At 73.8% G+C, this 20290-nt stretch carries 15 protein-coding genes; 10 read left to right on the forward strand and 5 right to left on the reverse strand.

The features are described 5' to 3' along the window. Nucleotides 1-266: 266 nt before the first annotated feature. Together ACFC1R_RS18060 and ACFC1R_RS18065 are read left to right on the forward strand one after the other, a co-directional pair. Nucleotides 267-1010, forward strand: coding sequence for a hypothetical protein (locus ACFC1R_RS18060; RefSeq protein ID WP_375939730.1), 744 nt, complete (start codon nt 267-269; stop codon nt 1008-1010). Between the two features lie 201 nt (nt 1011-1211). Then, the gene (locus ACFC1R_RS18065) at nt 1212-2738 is read left to right on the forward strand and encodes a serine hydrolase domain-containing protein (protein ID WP_375939603.1); all 1527 of its coding nucleotides are present in this window, start codon (nt 1212-1214) and stop codon (nt 2736-2738) included. Between the two features lie 217 nt (nt 2739-2955). Here ACFC1R_RS18065 and ACFC1R_RS18070 read toward each other — a convergent pair whose 3' ends face one another. Beyond that, nucleotides 2956-4605, reverse strand: a complete 1650-nt coding sequence (locus tag ACFC1R_RS18070) for a serine/threonine-protein kinase (protein ID WP_375939605.1) — start codon at nt 4603-4605, stop codon at nt 2956-2958. 626 nt (nt 4606-5231) lie between these two features. Here ACFC1R_RS18070 and ACFC1R_RS18075 point away from each other — a divergent pair. The 5 genes from ACFC1R_RS18075 (at nt 5232) to ACFC1R_RS18095 (ending at nt 11905) form a co-directional block, all read left to right on the forward strand. Next, complete coding sequence (locus ACFC1R_RS18075; protein ID WP_375939606.1) at nt 5232-5798, forward strand: hypothetical protein; 567 nt, start codon at nt 5232-5234, stop codon at nt 5796-5798. 378 nt (nt 5799-6176) lie between these two features. Further along, nucleotides 6177-6917: a two-component system response regulator CseB gene (gene cseB, locus ACFC1R_RS18080; RefSeq protein ID WP_375939608.1), complete on the forward strand. Its 741-nt coding sequence runs from the start codon at nt 6177-6179 to the stop codon at nt 6915-6917. A gap of 5 nt (nt 6918-6922) precedes the next feature. Then, nucleotides 6923-8185 carry an ATP-binding protein gene (locus ACFC1R_RS18085; RefSeq protein WP_375939610.1) on the forward strand — a complete coding sequence of 421 codons (1263 nt, stop codon included), beginning with the start codon at nt 6923-6925 and terminating at the stop codon, nt 8183-8185. A gap of 250 nt (nt 8186-8435) precedes the next feature. Next, the gene (locus ACFC1R_RS18090) at nt 8436-9188 is read left to right on the forward strand and encodes an ABC transporter ATP-binding protein (RefSeq protein ID WP_375939732.1); all 753 of its coding nucleotides are present in this window, start codon (nt 8436-8438) and stop codon (nt 9186-9188) included. Nucleotides 9189-9340: 152 nt separating this feature from the next. Next, nucleotides 9341-11905 (forward strand): ABC transporter permease, encoded by a 2565-nt coding sequence (locus ACFC1R_RS18095; RefSeq protein ID WP_375939612.1) that lies wholly within the window; start codon nt 9341-9343, stop codon nt 11903-11905. Between the two features lie 126 nt (nt 11906-12031). Here ACFC1R_RS18095 and ACFC1R_RS18100 read toward each other — a convergent pair whose 3' ends face one another. Continuing rightward, on the reverse strand, nt 12032-12166 hold the full coding sequence (locus ACFC1R_RS18100; protein WP_375939614.1) for a DUF6126 family protein: 135 nt from the start codon (nt 12164-12166) through the stop codon (nt 12032-12034). A 259-nt stretch (nt 12167-12425) separates the two neighbouring features. Further along, nucleotides 12426-12773, reverse strand: coding sequence for an ArsR/SmtB family transcription factor (locus tag ACFC1R_RS18105; protein WP_375939616.1), 348 nt, complete (start codon nt 12771-12773; stop codon nt 12426-12428). Nucleotides 12774-13259: 486 nt separating this feature from the next. On the opposite strand from ACFC1R_RS18105, the gene ACFC1R_RS18110 reads away from it, so the two are divergent. Next, the gene (locus tag ACFC1R_RS18110) at nt 13260-13634 is read left to right on the forward strand and encodes a hypothetical protein (protein ID WP_375939618.1); all 375 of its coding nucleotides are present in this window, start codon (nt 13260-13262) and stop codon (nt 13632-13634) included. A 92-nt stretch (nt 13635-13726) separates the two neighbouring features. Here the strand turns inward: ACFC1R_RS18110 and ACFC1R_RS18115 are convergent, their stop codons facing one another. After that, nucleotides 13727-14593: a universal stress protein gene (locus tag ACFC1R_RS18115; protein WP_375939620.1), complete on the reverse strand. Its 867-nt coding sequence runs from the start codon at nt 14591-14593 to the stop codon at nt 13727-13729. A gap of 237 nt (nt 14594-14830) precedes the next feature. Here ACFC1R_RS18115 and ACFC1R_RS18120 point away from each other — a divergent pair, with 237 nt between their 5' ends. After that, complete coding sequence (locus tag ACFC1R_RS18120) at nt 14831-15874, forward strand: zinc-dependent alcohol dehydrogenase family protein (RefSeq protein ID WP_375939622.1); 1044 nt, start codon at nt 14831-14833, stop codon at nt 15872-15874. A gap of 400 nt (nt 15875-16274) precedes the next feature. Beyond that, nucleotides 16275-17384, forward strand: coding sequence for an ADP-ribosylglycohydrolase family protein (locus ACFC1R_RS18125; RefSeq protein WP_375939624.1), 1110 nt, complete (start codon nt 16275-16277; stop codon nt 17382-17384). Nucleotides 17385-17551: 167 nt separating this feature from the next. Here ACFC1R_RS18125 and ACFC1R_RS18130 read toward each other — a convergent pair whose 3' ends face one another. Beyond that, nucleotides 17552-20290, reverse strand: coding sequence for a hypothetical protein (locus ACFC1R_RS18130; RefSeq protein ID WP_375939626.1), 2739 nt, complete (start codon nt 20288-20290; stop codon nt 17552-17554).

Consider the following 20290-nt stretch of genomic DNA (forward strand, 5'->3'; position numbering starts at 1 on the left):
CTTCGCCGGCATGGTGCCGGGCGGGCTCGCCGCGGTTCTCGTCGCGGTGGTCGCGTGGATCTGCGGCAGCCGGCTCCGGTCCGGAGCCGACTGTCCGGAGGCGGGGGTCCGCCGCCCTGACGGTCGCTCAAGAACCCTGCGGAGCTCGCGGCCGGATCCACGGTCCGGCCCGACCCTCTTTTCTAACACTGTTTGAATCTTGTCGTGGCCGACGCTAGTGTCGCCCTCGGATCGTTCCGAACGGTGTTCGAAGGGGGGTGGTGACGATGGGCGCGGTGCTGTTCAACGTGACCACGGCAGGGCTGATGGTGCTGATGTTCAAGGCGGGGCTGGCGCTGATCGGCGAGGACACGGTGGGCCGGCGTCGTCTCCCGTGGGCCGCGATCGGGGTGACGGTGGTCGCGCTCGGCGGCGTGCTGACCCAGCTGTGCTGGTCCGGGGCGATGGACGCCTTCGACAGCGACCCCGCCAGGTCCGGCTGGTGGCGGGTCGTCACCTCGGTCTTCATGCAGAACGGCGGCCTCGGCGGGGCGGCCTGGAACATCGCCACCCTCGCCGTCATGGCCGCCCTGGCGGAGTGGTTCTGGGGCGGCCCCCTGATGCTGGGCCTGTTCGCCGCGGGCATCCTCCTGCCGCAGCACATCGACGCCCTCTTCGGCTGGTCCGACCGTACCGAGACCGATCCCCGCAACTTCGCCGGGAGTTCCGGCGCCACCTACTTCCTCGCCGCGACCCTGGCCGCTGCCCTCCTGCTGCGTGCCAAGGCCGACGGGGCCGTCCGGACGGAGCGGCTGCTCGCGCTCGCCGTGCCGGCCGTCGGCCTGGTCCTGTGGTTCGCCCAGTCCAACGGGCACGGGCTGGTGGTGGCCTACGGGTTCGCGCTCGGCGCCCTGGTCCGGCTCCTGGCCGGCCCGGTCATCCGTCCCGACCGGGACCTCAGGCGGCCGCCGCGCATGACGATGGCCGCGCTGGCCTCCGTCGTCGGCAGGCGGCCCCGGCAGGCCGACTAGGGTCCGGCCGGTCGATCCCGCACGGGCGTCGACGCCCCTGCAGAACCGCTACCCCGCAGGCCCGGTCGGCGAGGGCCTGGCGCCGGACGGCTCCAAGGCTCGGGCGCCGCGCCCGAGTTCCATGCTGCGCGGTGGCCCGTAGGAGTCCGGGCACCACCGCGGGCCACACCATCGCGTCACCTGTCCCAGGGGAGGATGTTCATGTCGAAGCACGGGTACCAGGAGTTCTCGAAGCGGGTGGAGCAGGAGGTCGCCAAGCTCGTGGACCGGACCAACCGGGAGGCGGCGCAGGCCGTGAACCGGGCACTGGGCAAGGGCGGCGGCGCCGGGGCCTTCGACCACGCCCACTGGCAGGACCGGCTCGACGAACTCATCGCCACCCACCGCATCCCCGGGGCGACCCTGGCCGTCCTCGCCGACGGGGAGATCCACGAACTGGCGAGCGGCATCCTGCACACCCGGACGGGCGTCGGGGTCACCACCGACTCGGTGTTCCAGATCGGTTCGGTCAGCAAGGGCTACACGGCCGCGCTGGTGATGATCCTCGTCGACGCCGGGAAGCTGGATCTGGACGCGCCCGTCGTGGACGTCCTGCCGGACTTCACCGTCGCCGACCCGCAGGCCGGCCGGACGATCACCGTGCGGCAGCTGCTCAACCACACCAGCGGCATCGAGGGCGACCACGTGAACGACACGGGCCGCGGCGACGACTGCCTGGCCCGCTACGTCGACGGCGCGCGGAACGTGGGCCTCACCAACCCGCCCGGCGCCACCATGTCGTACTCCAGCACCGCCTACAACGTCCTCGGCCGGATCGTCGAGGTGGTGACCGGCGGGACCTGGGACGAGGCGCTCAAGGAGCTGGTCTGCGACCCGCTGGGCCTCGAACACACGATGACGCTGCCCGAGGAGGTGCTGCGCTTCCGCGCCGCGATGGGGCACATGGGCGAGCCCGGGGAGGACCCGGAGCCCACCCCGCTGTGGAACATGCTGCCCCGCTCCGCCGGTCCGTACGGCGGGATCAGCGCCACCGCCGCCGACGTGGTGCGGTTCGCCCGGCTGTTCATCGACGGCGGCGCGGCGCCGGACGGCACCCGGGTGCTCTCCGCGGCGGCGGTCGAGGCGATGCTGACCCGCGAGGTCGAGATGCCCGACCAGTGGTTCCTCGGCGCCCACTGGGGCCTGGGCTGGGGCCTGTTCGAGTGGGACGGCGTGCGCGGGTTCGGGCACGACGGCAGCACCTTCGGACAGCTCGCCTACCTGCGCGCCATCCCGGAGAAGGGCTTCGCCGTCGCGCTGCTGACCAACGGCGGGGGCGCCGCGCCCAAGGTCCACGAGGCACTCTGCCGCGAACTGAGCGCCACGTTCGCCGGGGTGACGATGCCCCGGTTCGGACCGGCCGGGAACCAGCCGGCCGAGGATCACCCGGCCGTGCACACCGAGCCGTTCATCGGCGAGTACAGGCGTGAGGGCTTCCTCATGACCATCTCCGCCGCCGCCTCGGGCGAGGGTGTGCTGGACCTGAGGTACGAGGGAATCGGAGGTCTGGCGGGCACCTTCGAGCCGCTGGTCTGGCACCTGACCCCGGTCTCGGACACCCCGTCGAAGACGGTGTTCGCCGGCCGCCGCAACGACAAGGACGCCTGGATACCGGTGGTGTTCTACGCGCTGGCGGACGGCAGCCGCTACGTCCACTTCGGCGTCCGGGCCACCGCCAAGTCCTGCTGACCGGCCGCGCAGACCGGCTGCGCTGACCGGCCCCGGGGGACGGCTCGGCGGGACGCGGAAGCGACCGTAACTCTCCGGCGCTGCCGCGCAGTTCCAGCTGCGGCCCCCGGCCCCGGCCCCCGGCCCCCGGACCGCCCGGCAGCGGGCCGGTCGGAGCCTCGGTCGGCCGGGGCACGGGCGCTGAGACCGGGCGCGCGGTCGACCGCTTCCGGCTCGTTCAGCCGTCGTAGCGGTAGTAGTCCAGGGAGATCTTGACCGGTCCGTCGCCCGAAGCGGCCGAGAGCACCTGGACGATGGCGATGTCCTGGTTGCCCTGCGCGCGGACACAGAAGGTGTGGCCGGCCTGCAGAACGCCGAACTGCAGCCGGGTGACCGGTTGGCTGTCGACGCCCTTGAGGCATTCGGCGGTTCCGAGTTGGTCGTCCTGGCCGATGTAGGCGTCACTGCTGTCGGGAACGTAGAACTCGTCGGCGGTGCGGCCGACGTACCAGGTCGCGGATCCCTCGGGGGCCACCTTGCCGGTCTTGATGTCGAACTCGTAGGTGTGGTCCGGTGAGGTGAGCTCGGCACCGGTGTAGACGGCGGTGTAGCCGGGGGCCGCTTCGGCCGGGTCCGAGGACGCTGCCGAATCCGGGTCCGATGCCGCGGGCGAGGCCGGCCGGCCCGAGGACGAGTCGCTGTCGGCGGCCGAGGTGTCGTCCTGACCGAGGTGGTCGAACAGGGCGAACGCCCCGGCCGCGCCGATGAGCAGGGCCACGGTGGCCGTCAGCGCCGTTCTCCGCAGCGAACGTCGCCGGGTGGATCCCGACCGGGTGCGTCGGTGTGCTTCCGGTTCGCTCGCTTCCGGTTCCTGCGGTGGTACCGGCGAGGGGACGGCGGGCGCTCCGGGCCGGGGGACGTCCGGCAGGGTTGCCAGGGCGGTGGGCGGCGGGGGCGGTGCCTGGGGCAGGTCGGCCCGTTCTGCGAGCTCCGAGCTGACCTGGTGCGGCAGCCAGTCGTCGGCGAACCTGAGGTCCCCGCCCACCGCCGGGTGGAGCCGGGCGGCCTCGATCACCTGAGCGGTGGTCGGACGGTGCTCGGGCTGCTTGGCCAGGCAGTGCCGGAGGAGCTCGTGCAGTCCGCCCGGGACGCGGGTGAGGTCCGGTTCCTCGTGGACGGCCCGGTACAGCGCGACCGACTCCGGTCCGTCGCCGAAGGGCGGTGTGCCCCCCGCGACGTAGACGGCCAGGGCGCCGAGGGCGAACACGTCGGTGGCGGGTGTCGCGGTCATGCCCAGGGCCTGTTCGGGTGCCATGAAAGCGGGCGAGCCGATGCGCAGACCGGTGGCGGTCAGCGCGCTGGCGTCGGCGGCACGGGCGATGCCGAAGTCGATGACCCGCGGGCCGTCGGCGGCTATCAGGACGTTGGCGGGCTTGAGGTCACGGTGGACCACCCCGCTGCCGTGGACGGCCTGCAACGCCTCGGCGATGCCGGCCACCAGCAGGAGCACGGTCCGCTCCGGGAGTGGTCCGTACCGCTGCACCACCTGCTGCAGCGAGGGGCCCGGTACGTAGGCGGTGGCCAGCCACGGAACGGCGGCGTCCACACCCGCGTCGACCACCTGGGCGGTGTACAGCCCGTGGATCCGCCGGGCGTTGGCCACCTCCTGGGCGAACCGCTGCCGGAACTCGGGGTCCTCGGCGAGGTCGGGCCGCACCACCTTGAGCGCCACCGGCCGGCCGCCCGGCGTGTGGGACAGGTACACCCGGCCCATGCCGCCGGCGCCGAGACGGGCGGACAGGCGGTATCCGGCGACCACGTCGGGGTCGTCCGCGGACAGCGCCTGGAAGCTCGGGGGCACGACGGCACCTGGTCGGTCTGCGGACACGTGACTGCTCCTCAACGGGACGGGGCGAGCGCATCCGGAGACGGCCCATCAGCCCGAGCGGGGTTCCTCGTGCCGGTCTCAACCGTGCGGCCGCCGACCCCGGGGCGGCTCCAGTCTAGAGGGGGCGTCAGCCGTCGGTTCCAGCCGCCTCCCGTCGGATCGGCGGAACCGGGTCCCAGGCATGCGGCGCGCAGTCGGTGCGTGCACGGACCGGTTGGGCCGCCGCCAGCCCGGACCTGTGCGGTCGGGCCGCTGCGGGTTCTGCGGCGCAGGCCGCCCGTCGGTGTGCGGGGGACGGTGTGGTGCCGCAGACGAGGTCGTTCGTCGCAGGACGGTAACAGGCGTCACCTGGCGGGTGGGGTCGGCGTGTAGGGATGTGTCAGCAATTGAAGCTCCGGCCGCGGGTGTCCGACGGGCCGGGCAGTATCAGGGGGTTCATCATGTCGGCTCACGGTCGTCTGTTCGCCGCTGCGGCTGTTGCCGCGACCGCCGTTCTCTCGCTCACGGCCTGCGGGGGCGGTGCCGCGACTGCCGCCGGGCCGGCGGCGTCCGGTGCGCAGTCCGGTTCGTCGGCCGTCGCGCAGGGGTCGGGGGCACCGGCTGCCGCGTCGGGAGCGCCTGCGGGTGTGGGGCAGTCCGGTGGCAAGTCCGGTGCCAAGTCCGTTGGGGTGGTGGCGAAGTCGGGGGGTGCGGAGGTCCCGCTGTGCGGCAGCTCGGAGAAGGAGAGCGATGTGGCGGCCGAGATGGTCGGCCTGAGCGGGAGTGCCGACCCCCGGTGGACCGGTGTCGTCAAGCTGACCAACGTGTCGGGGCACGACTGCGTGGTGTACGGGGCCGCCGATGCGCGGACCGACCACACGTCCGGCGAGTTCACCAGGCTGACCACCGGTGTCCTGGGTGGCGGGTCGTTCGCCGCCGACCGGGCGCACGGGACGGTGCTGCGGGCGGGTGGGGCGGTGTTCCAGCCCGTCACCTGGCTGTCCTCGCCGCCGGTCGCGCCCAACGCGAGCTGCACGACCGGATCCCTTCTCGTCCTGGTCCGCAACGAGGGGGTGCTGTCCGTGAGCGTTCCCGTCAAGGACGCGCGCTACTGCCCGGCCAAGGAGAGCGGTTCCCCGCAGGTGCTGATCGGTGTTCCGCAGCCCACCCTGGACCAGGCGCGGGCCCAGCTCCGGAACCTCGGCGGCAAGTAGCGCACCCGGGCAGCCCGCCTGCCCGCCTGCCCGCCCGGCCGCTCGACAGGGGAGCGGTTTTGTATCCGTCGGGTATCAGGGAGCGCTTGGTTGTCCGTCGAACCGGTGCGCCGCCCCACGGCGACGAACGGCCCGCAGCGCGCCGAACAGCCCTGGATCCGGCCGCTGCCCGAGCCGCTCCACCCACTCCGACCTGCATGTTCTCGGATCGGGGAGGCTCCCGAGCGGGTGCTGCGGGTGCGTCGTCCGACGTGGTCGCCGCACCCGCTGCCTGCCGTATCGTTCCTCTCGAGCCGTCGGCTGTGCGTGAGCGCACTCGGGACCGAGGCCTCACCCGGCCCGTCCCAAACCCGCCCCGTCCGAACAGGAGTCGTCCCCGTGTCCTCGCCCGCCCCGGCCCCGGCCGATCCACGCCCCGTTCGCGTGTTGCTGGTGGAGGACGACGACCTGATGCGCCGGTCCTTCACCGTCGCCCTCGAACGCTACGGCTACCGGATGACGGCCGCGGCCGACGGCCTCGCGGGGCTGGAGCTCTTCCGCGACGACAGCTTCGACCTGCTGGTCCTGGACGTGATGCTGCCCGGTCTGGACGGGATCGGCCTGTGCCGCAGAGTCCGGGAGACCAGCCTGGTGCCGATTCTGATGATGTCCGCTCGCGGCGACGGGCTCGATGTCGTCGCCGGTCTGGAGGCCGGGGCGGACGACTACGTGGTCAAACCCGTGGACACCTACGTCCTCGTGGCACGCATCCGCTCGCTGCTGCGACGGGCGACCTACGCGCCCGCCCCGGGAGCCGGGCGCGCCACGGGCGAGGAGCCGGCCCCGTCCGGGAAGGACCTGCTGGTCTTCGGGGACCTGAGCATCGACACCGGCGGTCTGGAGGTGTCCGTCTCCGGGAGCCCGGTGGCGCTGACCCCGACCGAGCTGAAGCTGCTACTGGAGTTCGCCGCTCACCCGGGCGTCGTGCTGGAACGGTACACCCTGCTGCGCAACGTCTGGGAGTACGGCTGGGACGGCGACAGCCGGGTCGTGGACCTGTGTGTGCAGCGGTTGCGCAGGAAGCTCGGCCGGGACCGGATCGAGACGGTCCGCGGCTTCGGCTACAAGCTCAGGCGCTGAGGCCGGTGCGCCCGTTCCAGCGGCCGCGCTCCGCCCGCGTGCCGCTGCGCTGGAAGATCGCCGCGCTGGCCGCGGCCACCGCGTGCCTGGTGGCGGTGGCGGTGGGCGTGCTGGTCCACCTGTGGACCGCGCGCGACATCCGCCAGCAGGCCGACATGCGGGCGTTCAACACCGTGTACTCGGCCATGGACACCTACCGGCGCACCGGAACGCTGGCGGACGGTGCCGAGCTCGACCCCGCCGCGTTGCCCGCCGCGCTGCGGTACCCGGCCGACGGCGACCGGCACACGGCCTACGACGGGCGCGTCGACGGCAATCTGGGGCCGAGCGTCTGGGCCGCCCAGCGGGTCGGCGGCCCGGGCAGCCGGGTGCTGGCCGTCCAGGTCAACATGAGCCCGGAGCTCCACGGGCTGCACCGGCTGGACGTGAGCGTGGCGGTGGCCTCACTGGTCTCGCTCGCGGCGGCCGTGCCCCTGGCGGTCTACGGGGCCGGGCTGATCAGCCGCCGACTGCTGCGGGTCTCCGAGACCGCGGGCCGGATCTCCGCCGGGGACCTCGACGCCCGGACCGGGCCCACCAAGGGCCGCGACGAGGTGGCCGACATCGCCGCCACCGTCGACCTCATGGCCGACAGCCTCGGCCGACTGCTGCGCACCGAACGCCGGTTCACCGCGGACGTGGCCCACGAACTGCGCACCCCCGTCGGCGGCCTGCTGGCCGCCGCCGACCTTCTGCCGCCCGGTGAGACGGAGGACCTGCTCCGGGCGCGGGTGCGGGACCTGCGCGGCCTGATCGAGGACCTGCTGGAGATCTCCCGGCTGGACGCCGGCGCCGAACAGCCGGTCCGGGCCCACGTGCCGCTCGGCGCGGTCGTCCGCGAGGCCGTGGCGCGCACCGGATTCGACACGGACGTCACCGTCGCCGACGCACGGCACGCGGTGGCCGGCACGACCGTGGAGACCGACCCGCGCCGCCTCGAACGGATCGTCGGCAACCTCGTCATCAACGCCCACCGGCACGGGCACACCCCGGTCGAGGTCACCGTCGAGGGCCGTACGGTCGTCGTGCGCGACCACGGCCCCGGCTTCCCGCCGGACCTGCTGCTCGACGGTCCGCGCCGCTTCCACACGGGCACGGCCGAGCGCGGATCGGGCCACGGCCTGGGCCTGACCATCGCGCTGGGCCAGGCCCGGCTCCTCGGCGCCGAACTGCGCCTGGACAACGCCCCGGACGGTGGCGCCGTCGCCACCCTGCTCCTGCCGGCCTGACCACCTGCCGGCCTGACCACCTGCCGGCCTGACCACCTGCCGGCCCGGCCGTCCGGCCGCTACGGAACCGCGACGGAGCAGCCGGAACTGCCGGAACTGCCGGAACTGCCGGAACTGCCACAGACCAGAGCGCACGCCGATACACGGCTGCCCAGGCCCCGATACGTTCCCCGGACACCCTTCGAAGTGCACCTTCCCGCACCCGAAGTGGAGTCCCGCCGTGACCGCCGAACCCCTCGCCGCACTCGCGCTGCACCCGACCGCCGGAATCGCGGCCGCCACCACCGACCTGTCGAAGGTCCACGGCAGCGGTGACACCCGTGTGGTCGCCCTGGACCGGGTCAGCATCGCCTTCCGGGAGGGTGAGTTCACCGCGATCATGGGCCCCTCCGGCTGCGGCAAGTCCACCCTGATGCACTGCGCCGCCGGGCTCGACCCGGCCAGCTCAGGCTCCGTGCGCATCGGCACCACCGAACTGGGCACGCTCGACGACCGGCAGCTCACCGAGCTGCGCCGCGACCGGATCGGCTTCGTCTTCCAGGCGTTCAACCTGCTGCCGACGCTGACCGCGCTGGAGAACATCACGCTGCCGCTGACCATCGCCGGACGCCGCCCCGACCGGCCGTGGCTGGACCGCGTGGTCTCCATGGTCGGCCTCTCCGAGCGCCTCGGGCACCGGCCCGGACAGCTGTCCGGCGGGCAGCAGCAGCGCGTCGCGGTGGCCCGCGCGCTGGTCTCCCGCCCCGCGATCGTCTTCGGCGACGAGCCCACCGGCAACCTCGACTCCCGCGCCGGGGCCGAGGTCCTCGGCTTCCTTCGCGACTCGGTGCGCGAGCTCGGCCAGACCGTGGTCATGGTCACCCACGACCCGGCCGCCGCCGGCTACGCCGACCGCGTGGTCTTCCTCTCCGACGGCCGCCTGGTCGACGAGATGGCCCACCCGACCCCGGAGCGGGTCCTGGACCGGATGAAGGCCCTCGACACCCGCGCCCGCACCAGCTGAGCCGCCTTCACCCCGGCCCAGGGCCCCGGCACCGCCACCCGAAGGTCTCCGCCGGGCCCGTCTCCGTCGAGACCGCCGCCCCGGGCTCCACGCACCTGTGTCGCACGCGCCCGCGTCCCCGCGTCGTATCCCCACCTCCCCGAAAGCCACCCATGCTGAGAACAGCCCTGCGCAACGTCCTGGCCCACAAGGGCCGCCTGGTCATGACCGTCCTCGCGGTCTGCCTGGGTGTCGCGTTCATCTGCGGCACCCTCGTCTTCGCGGACTCCTCCGCCGCGGCCGCCCGCGCCGCCGCGTCGAAGAACTTCGCGGACACCGCGCTCACCGTGACCCCGAAGGACTCGCCGTCCGGGGCCGCCGCGGACCAACACCCCACCGTGCTCGACGACGCGCTCGTACGGAGACTGGCCGACGTGCCCGGTGTCGCCGCCGTACGGCCGTCGGTCGACGGCTCGGCAGTCCTGAACGCCGCGGACGGCACTCCGCTGCGGGCCGGCAAGGCGTGGGCGAACCTGGCCGCCGCCTACGTACCGGACAAGGACGGCAAGGACGGCCGCTATCCGCTGGTCAAGGGCCACGCCCCCCGGAACGGCGATGAACTCGCCGTGGACAGCGGCACCGCAGCCGCCGGCGGATTCGGCATCGGCGACCAGGTCACGCTGGCCACTGACGGCCCGGTCCTGACGAAGCGGCTCGTGGGCATCGTCACTACCCGGGACACCCGGGTGACCGCCGGCGGCACGCTCGCCCTGTTCGACGAGGCGACCGCCCAGCGGCTGTTCGCGTCCCCGGGCCACTACAACGCGATCGATCTGTCCGCCACGCCCGGCACCGACCGGTCGGAGCTCGCCGACCGGGTCACCGCGGTGCTCCCGGCCGACCGGGCCGAGGCCGTGAGCGGCGCCGCCCAGGCCGCCCAGCAGGCCACCTACGTCGACACGCTGACCCGGGGTTACCAGAAGCTGCCGATGGTCTTCGCCGGAGTCTCGCTGTTCATCGGGTCGTTCCTCATCGTCAACACCTTCACCGTGCTCGTCGCCCGGCGTACCCGTGAGATCGCGCTGCTGCGGGCGATCGGCGCCTCGCGCCGCCAGGTGGTCCGCTCCGTCCTCTGGGAGGCCGTCCTGATCGGGCTCGTCGCGTCGGCGGCCGGTTTCCTGCTCGGCCTCGGCATCGCCTCCGTCCTGCCCGACATCCTGAGCACCACCCGGGACACACTGCCCCACGGCCCCCTGGTGATCGGCCCGCGCCCGGTCGTGGCGGCGTTCGGCGTGGGTGTGGGAATCACCGTGCTCGCCGCGTGGCTGCCGTCCCGCAGGGCGGCCAAGGTCGCGCCCGTCGAGGCGATGCGCTCGGCGGGGCAGCCGCCCTCCGCCACCAGCTCCCGGGTCCGAGGCGCGGCGGGACTGGCCCTGCTCGTCCTCGGCGCCGGGCTGCTGGTGTCGCTCACGGGCGCGAAGGACGCCTCGGTGCAGAACCTGCAGAGCGCGATGCTCGGCTGCGCCGTCCTCGTCGTCGCCATGATCGTGCTGGCACCGCTGCTCGCCGTCCCCGTGATCCGGCTGAGCGGACGACTGACCGGCCGCTTCGGGATCACCGGCCGCCTCGCGTCCGAGAACGCGCTGCGTGACCCGCGGCGCACCGCGGCCACCGCCTCCGCCCTGATGATCAGCACGGCACTGGTCGTCGGGCTCGCCGTCATCGGCAACTCCACCGGGCAGGCCCTCGACCGCCAGGCCGCGGACGGCCTCAGCGCCGACTACGTGATCAGCACCCGCACCACCACGACCGGCATCGACCCGGCCGCCGTGCAGCGGGTGGCCGACACCGCCGGGGTACGGACGGCGACCGCCGTCACGGACTCCGTCCTGTTCACCGGCGGCAAGGTCCGGGAGATCTCCGGGGTCGACCCCGACACCGTGGCGGCCGTCATGAAGCTCGACCTGGTCAGCGGCTCCCTGAAGGACCTCGGACCGGGCCGGATCGCCGTCTCCAGCACCACCGCCCGGGAACAGGGCGTGAGTACGGGCAGCCGGCTCGACGCCGGCCTGGGCCGCAGCCAGGACGTCAGGCAGTACACCGTCGTCGGCGTCTACCAGGACAACCCCGTCGCCCACGACGCGCTGGGCGCCCGCATCGAGGTGCAGCAGAACAGCTTCAAGCCCGGCTCCGTCCAGCGGATCCTCGTCCGCACCGACAGCAGCGCGGTCTCGAGGAACACCGAGGCCCGACTGCGCACCGCCGTGGGCAACAGCCCGCTGCTGCAGGTGAAGAACCGGGAGGAGCTCGTCCACGAGGCCGCCGGCCCGCTGGGCGACCTGCTGACCCTGATGTACGGGCTGCTCGCCATCGGTGCCGTGATCTCCTCGCTCGGCATCGTGAACACCCTGGCCATGTCGGTCTCGGAACGCACCCGCGAGATCGGCGTACTGCGCGCCATCGGCATGGAACGCGCCGCCATCCGGCGGATGATCCGCCTGGAGTCGGTGACCGTCGCCGCCTTCGGCACGCTCCTGGGCCTGGTAGGCGGGCTGTTCGGGGCCTGGAGGGTCGGTGCACTGGCCAACGGCGCGATGACGCGGTACTCCCTGGCGCTGCCCTGGGGGACGCTGCTCCTGGTGTGCCTGGTGTCCCTCGCCATCGGCGCGGTCGCGGCAGCCGTCCCGGCCCGCCGGGCAGCCGCCCTGAGCCCGCTGGAAGCCGTCGCGGAGGCGTGACGCACGGCCTCGGACCGGCCGGGCCACCCTACGCCGGAGACCGGGCGCCACCCGCCGGAGGCCCACTACGGGGGCGGGTGCGCGGCGGGGTGGACGGTCGGCCGGCGCCGGGAGTCAGTGGTGCCGTCAGTGGTGCCGGCTGCCGAGGAGGAACAGCAGGCCGATGAAGCCGGCGAACAGGTGGAGGCCGAAGATGTAGATCGAGGCGCGGATGATCATGGCTTTGCGCTTGGTCTTCTCGTCGCGGGCGGCGTTGCTCATGGGCGGTGTTCCTCGGTTCGTGTGGAAGGGTGGCCCGGGCGGGGCGGGGGAGGCGTGCGGGTGGTGGCCGGGTCGACCGTGAGGGGCGCGCCCTCGGGGCGTCGGGCCGCGGGCGTCGGGCCGCGGGCTTCGTCGGGGGCGGTCCCGAGGAGCGCGGGCCCCCGGCCGGCCGGGGACTACGGGGCCGGGATCCGCAGGTTCGGCGGCACCGTGCGCAGCCGATCACACGGGCGCTCCCCGGTCGGCGCGCAGGTGGCACTCACACCGCCGGCTCCGAAGCTGCGGGCTCCCGCAGTTGAGCGAGCAGCTCGCCCTGGTCCGCGATCATCTCGGTCAGGATCCGGCGCGCGGCCCGCAGCAGCTCGGCCACGTCGGGCGTGCTCAAGGCGTACACCACGGTGTTGCCCTCACGGGTCGCGGTGACCAGCTGGGTGCGGCGCAGGACGGCGAGCTGTTGGGAGAGGCTGGACGGCTCGATCTCCATCGCGGCCAGCAGGTCGCGTACCGGGCGCGGACCGTCCTGCAGCAGCTCCAGGACCCGGATCCTGGCCGGGTGGCCCAGCGTGCGGAAGAACTCCGCCTTCGCCTGGTACAGCGGGATGGCCATCAGCTCGCGTCCTCCTCTTCGGCGGCCGCGTGCGGCAGCCCGATCCCGTGGTGGGCGGCCGTGCGCCCCGGCTCGGCAACCCGGCCGCCGTACGCCTGCCCGCCGTACGCCTGCCCGCCGTCCGTCCGTCCGCAGCCCGCGCCACCGGCGGCCCCGCCCGTGCGAACTCCCGGCAGGCCGTGGCGAGTCGCACACGCGGCTGCCGGCCGAACGCCCGACTGAAAGCCGTCCTTCCGGACCGAAGTCTCCCCGGCCCGGCCGCCACCGCTGGCCCGAATACGGGAAATAGCATCTAGGAACATGAAGAATTCTTCAAGTTGTGGTCATTGCAAGTCGATCTCGAACGGTGAAACGGTCGGTTCCGGTCGGTAGCTGTCATCCGGCTGACTGATGCCGATCGCATACGTACCCTCAAGATCACACACGGTCGCCGGGTGCTGCTGCCCCGGCGGCCGACCAGCAGCGCTGACGGTTACGGAGGAGTGCATGTCCAGCATCGAAACCGCCCTCAAGGACGCCCTGACCATCGAAGGTGCCCTCGGCGCGGCCATCGTCGACGCCGAGAGCGGCATGGCGCTGGGCACGCTGGCCACGATGCCCGGCCTGGATCTGTCGCTCGCCGCCGCCGGCAGCACCGACCTCGTCCGCGCCACCCGGCGCTGCCTCGACGTCCTCGGCCTCCAGCGCCAGGTCCTCGAAGACACCCTCACCACCCTGACCAGCCAGTACCACCTCATCCGCCCCCTCACCCGCCCCGGCGGACAGGGGCTCTTCCTCTACCTCGTCCTCGACCGCAACCGCGCCAACCTCGCGATGGCCCGCCACCACGCCCGCCGCATCGAATCCGAGCTCGACATGTGACGACTCCACCGCGGCCCGCCGCCCATCACCACAGGCCGCCCACCACCACAGGCCGCCCACCACCCAGGCCGGCGATCACCACCGGCCGGCGATCACCGGATGTCGGGGGGCACGATGACGGCCGGACAATGGGTGCGGTGCAACAGCCCGTGCGGGACCGAGCCGAGCCACATGCCGGTGAACCCGCCGTGTCCGCGTCGTCCGACCACGACGGCGAGGGCGTGGGCGGAGGCCTTCGCCAGTTCCTCCACGGGGTGGCCGCGGACCACCTCATGGGTCAGCTCGACCTCCGGGTACCGGTCGGCCCGCCCGACGGTGGCCTCGTACAGCTCCCCGCGCAGTCGCTGGAACGCGGCGTCCTCGTCGACGGGGAGGAACGGCAGCGGCTGCCACACCCACAGGGCCCGCAGTCCGGCGCCGCGCCACGAGGCGAGGTCGAAGGCGCAGTCCACGGCGGTGGCGGACGACCGGCTGCCGTCCACCCCGACCACCACGTAGGGCGGGTCCTGGGTGACGTGCTCCGGCTCGCGGACCACGACCACGGGGCACGCCGCGCGGGAGCTGACGGGGGCGGTGACCGAGTGCGCGCTGAGCACCTCCTCCAGCCGGGACAGGCCGCGCGAGCCGAGGACGACCAGCTCGGCGTGCTTCGACTCCTCGATCAGCACGTGACTCGCGTGACCGTCCACGACGTCGCTGGAGACCTCCAGATCCGGGTGTCTCCCGCGGGCGAGGAAGGCGGCCTTCTCGACCAGCCGGCGGCCGGTGCGCCAGAGTTCCGCGTGGAACGACTCGTCGTAGCCGCGCGGGTCCCGGAACCGCGGCGGGATGACGTGGATCAGCCGGAGCGGCAGGTCCCGGCGGGCGGCCTCGTCGGCTGCCCAGGCCGCCGACAGCGGCCCCCGGTCCATGGCGTCGATGCCGAGGACGATCGGACGGCGTTCGCTGGTGGCTGTCATGACTCCTCCACCGGGTGCTGTGGCCACTGCCGCTGCGAGGGGCTCTCTCTGCACGCTACGCACCGCACGTCGCGCTCTCCACCGCACCGGACACGCCCGACCGGGGCCCGTTGGGTCCACCGGTCCACGGCCGGGGCCGACCGGCCCATGGCAGACCTCGCCGTCCCGGAGAACCCTGGAACCGAGGGGGACGGTGCACCGCGCCGCCCGCTCGACGGCCGACGGGAGGAACGGGACATGAAGGCACTCAGCTACCACGGCCCGGGGCGCCGCACCTGGGGCGACGTGCCCGAGCCGGTGATCCGGGACGGCGAGGACGCCGTGGTCCGGGTGGACGCGGTCACCATCTGCGGCACCGACCTGCACATCCTCAAGGGCGACGTCCCCGAGGTGACGGACGGCCGGATCCTCGGCCACGAAGCGGTCGGCACCGTCGTCGAGACCGGCCGGGGCGTGCGGACGGTGTCCGTCGGGGACCGTGTCCTGGTCTCCTGCATCTCCGCCTGCGGCCGGTGCGCGTACTGCCGTCGAGCCGTGTACGGCCAGTGCACCGGCGGCGGAGGCTGGATCCTCGGCCACCTCGTCGACGGGACCCAGGCCGAGTACGTCCGCACCCCGTTCGCCGACCACTCGCTGCACCGGCTCCCCGACGGGGTCACCGACGAGAGCGCACTGCTGCTGGCCGACATCCTGCCCACCGCGTACGAGGTCGGCGTCCGCAACGGCCGCGTCGAGCCCGGCGACACGGTGGTGGTCGTCGGAGCCGGGCCGATCGGCCTCGCCACGATCACCACGGCCCGTCTCTACAGCCCGGCCCGGCTCATCGCGATCGACCTGGCCGCGAGCCGGCTCGAAGCGGCCAGGCGGGCCGGCGCCGATGCGACGGTGGACGCCGCGAAGGCCGACGACCGGACGGTCCGCGCCCTCACCCCCGACGGCCTCGGTGCGGACGTCGCCGTCGAGGCCGTCGGAGTGCCCGAGACCTTCGAACTGTGCACCCGGGTGGTGCGCCCCGGTGGAAGGGTGGCCAATGTGGGCGTCCACGGGAGACCGGCCACGCTCCACCTCGAAGACCTCTGGAGCAGGAACGTCACCATCACCACCGGACTCGTCGACACCGGCAGCACGCCGCTGCTCCTCGACATGCTCGTCGGAGGCCGCCTGGACGTCGGGGGGCTGGTCACCCACCGCTTCGGGCTCGACGAGATGCAGGACGCCTACGACGTCTTCGCCGACGCCGGGCAGAACGGCGCGCTCAAGGTCGCACTCTTCCGGACCTGACCGGGACCCGCTCGGCGAAAGGAGTCACCGTGACCAGGAACGTCCCCGTCCACCGACGCGGCTGCGCGGTCGGCCGCCCCGCGGACCGGCGCGTGGCGCGTCGTCCGGCGGTGCGTACGACCCGGTGGGCAGGAGAGCGGATCCCCGGCCGTCGGGACGGAACCCCGTGAGCCGTCGACAGCCCTGGCTCTGGCCCCGGGTGAACGCCCTGCGCAGAGCACGGGCGGCGGCCACGGGCACGACCACGGCCGCTCCGGAGAGCGTCTCGTCCTCGGCGCGGAGAGGGTCCGGGCGGCGACGCTCGCCCTCTTCCCGGCCGCCCGCAGGAGCGCTCCGGGTGCGCGCGAACGGCCGGGGGATAGCATGCGTGGCTGTTGATCAGCACAGAAGGGGGCTGCGGGTGAGGTACGTGTCGTGGGACGAGTTGGCCGCCTACCGCGCGAGGGTGCGTGGCTGTCTGCTCGGTGGGGCGATCGGTGACTCGCTGGGCAATCCGATCGAGATGAAGTCCATGGTCACGATCGAGGCCCAGTACGGGGAGACCGGCGTCACCGGGCTGGTTCCGGACCGCCACGGTGTGGTCGGAAGGATCACCGACGACACCCAGATGACCCTCTTCACGGCCGAGGGCTGGCTGCGCGGCTACACCCGCATCATGGCGGACGGCACCGGCGGCGCGGAGACCGCCCTGGTGCAGGAGGCGTACCTGCGGTGGCTGGACACCCAGCAGCACGACGCACCGCAGCCCGAGCTCAGCAGCCCGCACCGGACCGGCTGGCTGCGCAAGGAGCCCTGGCTGTACGCGCGCCGCGCCCCGGGCCGCGCCTGTGAGTTCGGCATCCCGAAGAACCACGTCCCGGACCCGCGCGGCGCGATCGACGGAACCCCGGGCCCGGTCAACCCCGATGCGAAGGGATGCGGCTCGGTGATGCGCTCCGCGCCGTTCGGTTTCACCGACGGGAGCGCCCAGTACTCCTTCGAACTCGCGGCCCGCTGTGCGCAGATCACCCACGGTCACCCGACCAGCTACTACGCCTCCGGGGCCTTCGCCGCCATGATCAGCCACCTGGTGACCGGCCAGTCGCTGGCGGGCGCGGTCCGGCTCGCTATGGAGCTGCTGGCCCGCTACCCCGGGCACGAGGAGACAACCGCCGCCCTGCGCAAGGCGGTTGACCTCGCCGCGGCCGGACCCGGGACCCCGGAGCGGGTGGAGAGCCTCGGCGGCGGCTGGATCGCGGAGGAGGCGCTGGCCATCGCCGTCTACGCGGCGCTGGTCCGCACCACGTACTGGAAGGACCGCACCCCGATCGAGTCCGCTCTCCTGCTCTCCGTCAACCACTCCGGCGACAGCGACTCCACCGGCGCGATCTGCGGCAACCTGCTGGGCGCCCACTTCGGCGACGGGCTGCTGCCGCAGCAGTGGCTGGCCCGGATCGAGGGCCGGGCCCAGATCGCCATGCTCGCGGACGACTTCGCCGCCGAGGTCTGCCCGGGCGAACAGCGCCCGTAGCGCGCCGCCCGTAGCGCACCGTCGCGGCGGCCGGGCCGGCCGGTGGGAGCAGGTGGGCCCGGCCCGGAGACTGCCGCGACACCGCCGGTCACCCGTGGCGTCCGCCGCCGGGCCAGCCGGCCCCACGACCCACGACCGCCGGGTGCCGTCCGGCGGTCGGTCGCGGGTCAGCCGAGGGTCAGGCCGAGGACGCCCTCGGGGAGGGCGAGGCAGACCAGGCCGCCCGGGTCGATCACGAGGCTGCCGGCGGGCAGGCCGAGGCGGAGGTCGACCACGGTCGGGGCGGCACCCCAGCGGCGGAGGCGGACCAGGCCGTCGGCCCAGGCCGAGCCGATCAGCAGACCCTCGGGTGTACCGGCGACGGCCACGGCGGTGACCGGGCAGTCGCGCGCGTCGATCGGGTCCTGCATCGGCGGGCGCCCGTGCATCCAGCTCCACACCCTGCCGTCCGCGCCGCCGCTCACCACCAGCACGCCGCCGTCCGTCCGGGTCAGGTCGAGACTGTTGACCCGGCCCTGGTGGAGCGGCTGGTCGGGCTTCAGGATCCTCCCGACGTCGACCTGGGCGTAGAGCACCCCGCCGCCGCCGTCCCCGACGGCCAGCAGCCGGCCCTCGTCCCCGCCGAGGGTGGCCATGGCGGAGACCCCGTTGTCGACGTCCTTGGGCACCCCCTCGGCCGCGTCCGTGGGCGGACCGGGATCGCCGCCGAGGGGCACGGAGGTGACGACGCCCTTGCGGTCCAGTACGTACACCCCGCCGTCGTCGCCGCAGGCCAGGTCGGCCATCCAGCGGTCGCGGGGCCGGAACGGGCCGGTCTTCCGGGAGTTCTGGCCGGTCTCGATCTCGATGAACCCGACGGCGCGCCCGAGGGCCACGGCGAGCAGACCGGCGAACGGGCCCGCGCCCGGAGCCGCCCGGTGCACCCGCTCGTCCTCCGCCGGGTACGACCATCGCGCCCGCCAGTCCTGGCCCGACCTCGCGGCGAGCCGGTCGGCGCTCTCCTGGTCGCGCCCTGCCAGCCAGGCGTGCAGGGCGGCGGCGCGTGCCGCCGGCTCGGCGGTGCCGGCGATCACCGGCCCGGCGAGGTGCCAGGCCTCGGCGAGCTCGCCCTGCTGGCCGGCGGCGGCCTCGGCGTGGTCGAGGGCGGCGGTCACGGCGGGCGCGTCCGCGTGGACGAGGAACTCGGGATCGGTCAGGAACTGTTCGGCCGCGCCCGCCCGTACGGCGTGCCGCAACAGCAGCCCCAGCCAGTCCGGTGCGGTGCCGGCCGGGTCCGGTCGTCCCTGGTCGGTCCGCGGGAGCCCGGCGGTGATCCGCCCCACCAGGGCGGCGTGATCGACCGGCGGAGCTCCGGCGGCGACCTGCGGTGCGAGCTGGTCGGGCCGCAGCCGCCAGGTCCGGCCGTCGGCCGGCGGGGGCAGGTATCCGGCCGCCCGGTGGACGGCCTCGGCGCCGCCGGTGTCCGGGAGGGCGGCCCACGTCGCGAGGGTGACCGGCTCTCCGGCGGTGGCCAACGTGCGTACGGCGGGACGCAGTTCGTCGGGCAGCGCGGTCCACCAGGCGCCGGCCAGCGCGGACGCCCGGTCGGCGGGCGGGGCCTGTGGGTCGAGGCCGGCCCCGGCCGAGGTGCGGGCGGCGAGCTGGGCCAGGCCCGGACTCGGATAGACCTGCGCGGCCGCCACCGGGTAACCGCCCAGACCCGTGCACCAGGTGGTGAAGCGCTCCCGGTCGGTCCAGCGGGGATCGTCCAGGTCCAGGACGGCCGCTCCGGGTGCGGCGGCGTGCAGGGCGGCAGCGGCCGGCGTGCCCTCGGCCGTCTCCACGAGCAGCCGCAGCCAGGGGACTTGGAGCAGCGGGGTCAGCAGCTCCACTGCGATCCGCTCCGGCATGCCGGGCAGCAGGTCACCGCCGGCCCGGTCCAGGTCGGTGATCACCAGCACCCGGGGTATGCCGTCCTGCAGGGCCTCCATCAGGTCGGTGGGAGTCCTGGCGATGACCCCGAGCCGGGTGGCCAGCAGCCAGGTGGCACTACGGACCGTCAGACCATCGGCGCAGAGCGAGGCGTGGACCCGGCGGCCGGTCCGGGGGTTGTCCGCCGGGCAGGCGGCGGCCAGCCAGGAGAGCAGGTGGGTGCGGCCGCTGCCGGAGGAACCCGCGACCCGGCAGAGCCGGGGTGCCTGTGGGTCCTCCAGCCAGTCCAGCAGCGCCCGGCCGGCCGGGCGGCGGCCCGCCCGCAGCGGCGGCAGGGGGTGCGCCTCGCCGGTCGCGGTCGCGGTCGCGGGGGCCGAGCCGTAGGCCGGGTTGTGCCAGAAGCGCACGAGGGCGGCCCGCGGATTGACGACCTGCCAGGCGCCCTCGACCGCGCGCGACGGGACCCGAGTCGACGGGTCGTAGCCCTCGTCGACCTTGTACAGCCATCCTGTTCCGGCCGTGGCCGCCTCGCGCTGCTCGTCGGTGATCGGCGGGTCGGGGCGGTAGCCGAGCGGTGGCACCGGCTGCTTCGGGGGCTTCCAGCCCTCGGCGGCCAGTTCCCGGACCGCCGCCACGGTGGCCGCCACGGTCTTGGACTCGAGGACGATGTGCCCGTCGAACGGGCGGCCCGGCTCCGCGGCGAGCTCCTGGACGGCCTGCGCCGGGGAGAGGCCCCTGGCCTTGGTGCCGCGCAACTTCCCGGCCCAGAAAATGTCGGAGTTCAGGCCGCGGTTCACGAGTCGCCGTTCGAAGTCGGCAGCGTCGTCGGCGTCACAGATCCAGAGATAACCGGTCACGTCGCCGTAGTCGTCGACCACCGAGAAGAACTCGACCGGCTTCTCGGTGGTGCTCGCGTACCGAGGAGGCCCCTCGCCGACCGCCCTGATCATCAGCGGCTCGTTGAGACGATCGCTGGTCCAGTCGCTCGTGTTCAC

Source organism: Kitasatospora sp. NPDC056138 (assembly GCF_042264695.1).
Classification (GTDB): domain Bacteria; phylum Actinomycetota; class Actinomycetes; order Streptomycetales; family Streptomycetaceae; genus Kitasatospora.